The organism is Gordonibacter pamelaeae 7-10-1-b (assembly GCF_000210055.1).
In the GTDB taxonomy this organism is placed as follows: domain Bacteria; phylum Actinomycetota; class Coriobacteriia; order Coriobacteriales; family Eggerthellaceae; genus Gordonibacter; species Gordonibacter pamelaeae.
The window spans coordinates 218,770-223,761 of the sequence record NC_021021.1 but is presented as its reverse complement, the minus strand read 5'-3'; the positions used below and the strand labels follow the sequence as shown (position 1 = coordinate 223,761).

Genomic DNA, 4,992 nt, shown 5'->3' with positions numbered 1-4,992 from the left:
GGCATCAAGGTGGAGACGCAGGCGCGCCCGGACGCCGACGGCTACGCCTCCACGGTGGCCGTCATGGCCGACGGCACCGAGGTGGCCTGCACCCGCGGCGACGCCGCGCAGACCGCGCGCCTCGTGTCGCTTCTGGGCTACAAGATAGACATCGCGCCGGGACGCCAGTCGCTCATCTTCGAGTATGTGGACGCCCCGGGCCGCATGGGCACCATCGGCACCATCCTGGGCGAGGCGGGCATCAACATCACCACCATGCAGATCGGCGCGAAGCCGGCCGACCGCTGCGCGCTCGTCTACATGAACGTGGAGGGCGAGGTGGAGGACGCCGTGCTGTCCCGCCTGCGCGCCGAGATCCCCGAGCTGAAGAACCTCTGGTACGTGAAGCTGTAGCGATCCCTCGCCACGGTAGGGGCGAGTGCGGCCCGGCGCTCATGGAGACGGCCCGGCAAGCGACAGTGCTTGCCGGGCCGTCTCGCGTGCAGAGGGCGCAGGGCCGATGATCGTCGCTGCGCATTCCGGCAGCTCGGCGCCGTGCATTCCGGCGATCGCGCGACGACGCCCGCCCGCATCGCCCTGTTTCTTCGGATACGGTAATGGAATCGAAGAAAATTTTCGATATATTACCGTAGCGAACGATGGGGGTTCCGAAATCCCCTTCCAAGGTGAGATAATCGCCCAAATCAGCGCGAAAAGCCGGAAATCGGGCGTCAGACGGGAGGTTTCGGACGCGAAATCCCGAGGTTCGGTAATATATCGGGAAAAATTTCCGAATCCATTACCGTAGCTCGATCTCTTACCCCATCTTGCGGGGCCGTATGCCTGCCAGCAAGGCATTGCCCGAACCTGGACCCGTCGGCAATCGCGCAACGGGAGCTCCCAGGGCCGGCCAACCAGCGCCAGGATGCGCATGTTTTTCGTTGGCGGCGAATCCGGGCGTCCCTTGCCGACGGTTTTGCTATGATTGTCAAATCATTTTTAATTCGCAAGCCGCATCCGCCAACCGGGAGCTGCGGCGCGCATGAGACGGAAAGGACGCACGCACATGACGCGCAAGATCGACATCTTCGACACCACGCTGCGCGACGGCGAGCAATCGCCGGGCGCTTCCATGAACACCGAGGAGAAACTGGTGGTCGCGCGTCAGCTCCTTCGCCTGAACGTGGACGTCATCGAGGCGGGCTTCCCTATCTCGAGCCCCGGCGACTTCGAGAGCGTGCGCCGCATCGCCGAGCTGGCGGGCGACCAGGCGGTCGTCTGCGGCCTCACGCGCGCGGTGGAGAAGGACATCGACGCGGCGGCCGACGCGCTCAAGTACGCCAAGCGCCCCCGCATCCACACGGGCCTCGGCGTGAGCCCGAGCCACCTGCGCGACAAGCTGCGCATCACCGAGGACGAGTGCGTCGAGCGCGCCGTGAAGTGCGTGAAGTACGCCAAGAAGTACGTCGAGGACGTGCAGTTCTACGCCGAGGACGCCGGCAGAAGCGACTACGACTTCCTCGTGCGCGTGATCCAGGCCGCCGTGGATGCGGGCGCCACCGTGGTGAACATCCCCGACACCACGGGCTACTCGCTGCCCGAGGAGTTCGGCCGCCGCATCAAGTACCTGGTGGAGGGCGTGCGCGGCATCGCGAACGTGAAGATCGCCGTGCACTGCCACAACGACCTCGGCATGGCCACGGCGCTTGCCATGGCCGGCGTGAAGAACGGTGCGCGCCAGGTGGAGTGCACCATCAACGGCCTGGGCGAGCGCGCGGGCAACACGGCCATGGAGGAAGTGGTCATGGCCATCCGCATGCACGAGGACGAGCTGGACGCGCACACCGACATCAACACGCGCGAGTTCTGCAAGGCGAGCCGCCTCGTTTCGTCCATCACGGGCATGAACGTGCAGGCCAACAAGGCCATCGTGGGCGCGAACGCCTTCGCGCACTCCTCCGGCATCCACCAGGACGGCGTGCTGAAGAAGCGCGACACCTACGAGATCATCGACCCGGCCGACGTGGGCGCGGGCGCAAGCCAGATCGTGCTCACGGCGCGCAGCGGCCACGCGGCGCTCAAGCACCGCCTGGAGGAGCTCGGCTACGAGCTTGAGGGCGAGGCGCTCGACCAGGTGTACGAGGCCTTCCTCAACCTGGCCGACAAGAAGAAGGAAGTCTACGACGAGGACCTCGAGAGCCTGATCAATGAGCGCGACCGCAACGAGAACGCCCTCTACACGCTGGAGGCGGTGCAGGTGTCCACGGGCTTCCCGCTCACGCCCACGGCCACCCTCACGCTCAAGGACGTCGAGGGCGTCGAGCGCACGGTGTGCGAGTACGGCACGGGCCCGATCGACGCGGTGTACAAGGCCGTGAACAAGATCATCGAGGTGGACAACGACCTCGCTGAGTTCTCGGTGCAGTCCGTCACCCGCGGCATCGACGCGCTCGGCGAGGTCACGGTGCGCGTGACGGCGGAGGACGGCGGCATCTACACCGGCCGCGGCGCCGACGGCGACATCATCGTCTCGTCCACGAAGGCGTACCTGAACGCGCTCAACCGCCTGTTGAGCGACAAGCAGGCAGGGCGCGCGTAGGCGGCCGGGAGGTCGTCGGAAGGGCCGGGCGAACCGGCCGGCGCGTCGGAAAAGCGGCGCATGCAGGGAAGGACGGCAGCGATGCCGTCCTTTCTTATGTCGAAACCCGATCGAAACAGGGGCTCTACACGGCGGAAACATTGGGCGCGTACCCTAGAGGCAGCGCAGAGACGAAGGGCCGGCACTCCCGGGGAAAGGCGCGGCGCTTTCGGCGGACCTCCATTGCCCGCGCCTTTCTCCGGGGATGCAGCCCTCGTCTCGCGTGAAAACCGATAGGACGATCATACGAGAGACGAGGGCCCTTCGATGAGGCAAAAGGCGGCACTGCGCGAGGGCGACGTGCGCATTCCCTCCGGATGCGCCATCGCCGGCATCATGGATAGGAGCGGCGCGCGCCATGACGGAAGCGACATCCTTAAGTCCATCGCGCTCATGCACGACCGCAGCAACGGCCTGGGCGGCGGGTTCGCGGCCTACGGCATCTACCCCGAGTTTGCCGAGCTGTACGCATTTCACATCATGTACGAGGGCAAGGACGCGCGCGACCGCACGGAGGCGTACCTTGACGAGCATTTCGCAAGCGAGAAGCAGGAGCGCATCCCCGTCGAGCCGACGCGGGGCATCCAGGATCCGCCGGACATCTGGCGTTACTTCCTCGCGCCGCATCCGGTGAGGCTCGCCATGAGCGGCCTCGACGAGGCCGAGTACACCATGCAGCACGTCTTCCGCATCAACGCGGACATCCCCGGCGCGTTCGTGGCGTCGTCCGGCAAGAACATGGGCGCGTTCAAGGGCGTCGGCTATCCCGAGGACATCGGCGCGTTCTACCGCATCGAGGACTACCGGGCGTGGCTGTGGACGGCGCACGGGCGCTTTCCTACGAACACGCCCGGATGGTGGGGCGGCGCGCATCCGTTCACGCTGCTGAACTGGTCCATCGTGCACAACGGCGAGATATCCAGCTACGACGCGAACCGCCGCTACGTCGAGCAGTTCGGCTACGAGTGCGCGCTCAAGACCGACACCGAGGTCATCACCTACCTGTTCGACCTGCTGGCGCGCCGCCACGGCCTCTCGCAGCGGATGGCCGCGCACATCATGTGCGCGAGCGCGTGGGACGAGATCGACAAGATGGACCCGGACGAGGCCGCGTTCGAGACGGCGCTGCGCTGCGTGTACGCGAGCGCGCTGGTGAACGGCCCCATGTCGGTGATCCTCGGATCGGACGAGGGGCTGCTCGCGCTCAACGACCGCCTGAAGCTGCGCGCCCTCATGGCCGGCGAGAAGGGCAGCATGGTGTACCTGGCCTCGGAGCAGGCGGCCATCGAGGTGGTGTGCCCCGACGTGGAGAACGTCCGCTCCCTCGAGGGCGGCGAGCCCTTCGTCGTCCGGCTTGAGAAGGAGGCCTGAGGCATGCTCGATTACCTGCTACCCCGCTACAAGGTGCTGCGCGACGCCGAACTGTGCGTCCAGTGCGGCGCGTGCGAGCGCTCGTGCGCCAACGAGGTGCACAAGGTCGACGAGGAGCTCGGCCGCGTCACCGCCGACCACCGCGCGTGCGTGAACTGCCAGCGCTGCGTGATCATGTGCCCTGTCGGCGCGCTGGCCATCGCGCAGTGGCCGCAGGTTGGCAACGGCTCGAACAACTGGACGCTCGCCGCCATGCAGGACGTCGCCAAGCAGGCGCAGACCGGCGCGGTGCTGCTGTCCTCGATGGGCAACCCGCAGCCCTACCCGATCTACTGGGACCGCTTGCTGCTGAACGCGAGCCAGGTGACGAACCCCTCCATCGACCCCTTGCGCGAGCCCATGGAGACGCGCGTGCTGCTGGGCAGCCGGCCCGATGTTCTCGAGGTGGACGAGCGGGCCCGCACGGTGACGACGAAGATGCCGCCGCAGATAAAGCTGGACGTGCCCCTCATGTTCTCGGCCATGAGCTTCGGCTCCATCTCGCTCAACGCTCAGAAGGCGCTCGCCATGGCGGCCGAGGAGCTGGGCACGTGCTTCAACACCGGCGAGGGCGGCCTGCACAAGGACCTCGAGCGCTACGGGGGGCACGCCGTGGTGCAGGTGGCCAGCGGCCGCTTCGGCGTGGACGCGCATTACCTGAACGCCGGCGCCATGATCGAGATCAAGATAGGCCAGGGCGCCAAGCCCGGCATCGGCGGGCACCTGCCTGGCGAGAAGATCGGCGAGGAGGTGTCGCGGACCCGCATGATCCCGCGCGGCACCGACGCCATCTCGCCCGCGCCTCACCACGACATCTACTCCATCGAGGACCTGCGCCAGCTCGTGTTCTCCCTCAAGGAGGCCACGCGCTACGCCAAGCCCGTGGCCGTGAAGATCGCCGCCGTGCACAACGTCGCGGCCATCGCCAGCGGCGCGGCGCGCGCCGGAGCGGACGTCGTCGTGGT

General features: G+C 66.9%; 4 protein-coding genes. All 4 read left to right on the top strand.

The genetic code is table 11. The annotated features are described in order from the left end of the window. Positions 1-393: ACT domain-containing protein (locus GPA_RS00990; RefSeq protein WP_041238720.1), on the top strand; the 393-nt coding region annotated here is incomplete at its 5' end. 652 nt (positions 394-1,045) lie between these two features. After that, entirely contained in the window at positions 1,046-2,578 is a 1,533-nt protein-coding gene (locus GPA_RS00985) for a 2-isopropylmalate synthase (protein ID WP_015538690.1), read from the top strand. A gap of 306 nt (positions 2,579-2,884) precedes the next feature. Then, positions 2,885-3,988, top strand: a complete 1,104-nt coding sequence (locus tag GPA_RS00980) for a class II glutamine amidotransferase (RefSeq protein WP_015538689.1) — start codon at positions 2,885-2,887, stop codon at positions 3,986-3,988. A gap of 3 nt (positions 3,989-3,991) precedes the next feature. Then, on the top strand, positions 3,992-4,992 hold a 1,001-nt coding region (locus tag GPA_RS00975), incomplete at its 3' end, for a glutamate synthase-related protein (RefSeq protein WP_041239895.1).

What these genes read in the sequence shown, in the direction of transcription:
- GPA_RS00985 (WP_015538690.1), top strand. Translation starts at nt 1,046, where the DNA reads ATGACGCGCAAGATCGACATCTTCGACACCACGCTGCGCGACGGCGAG.
- GPA_RS00980 (WP_015538689.1), top strand. Translation starts at nt 2,885, where the DNA reads ATGAGGCAAAAGGCGGCACTGCGCGAGGGCGACGTGCGCATTCCCTCC.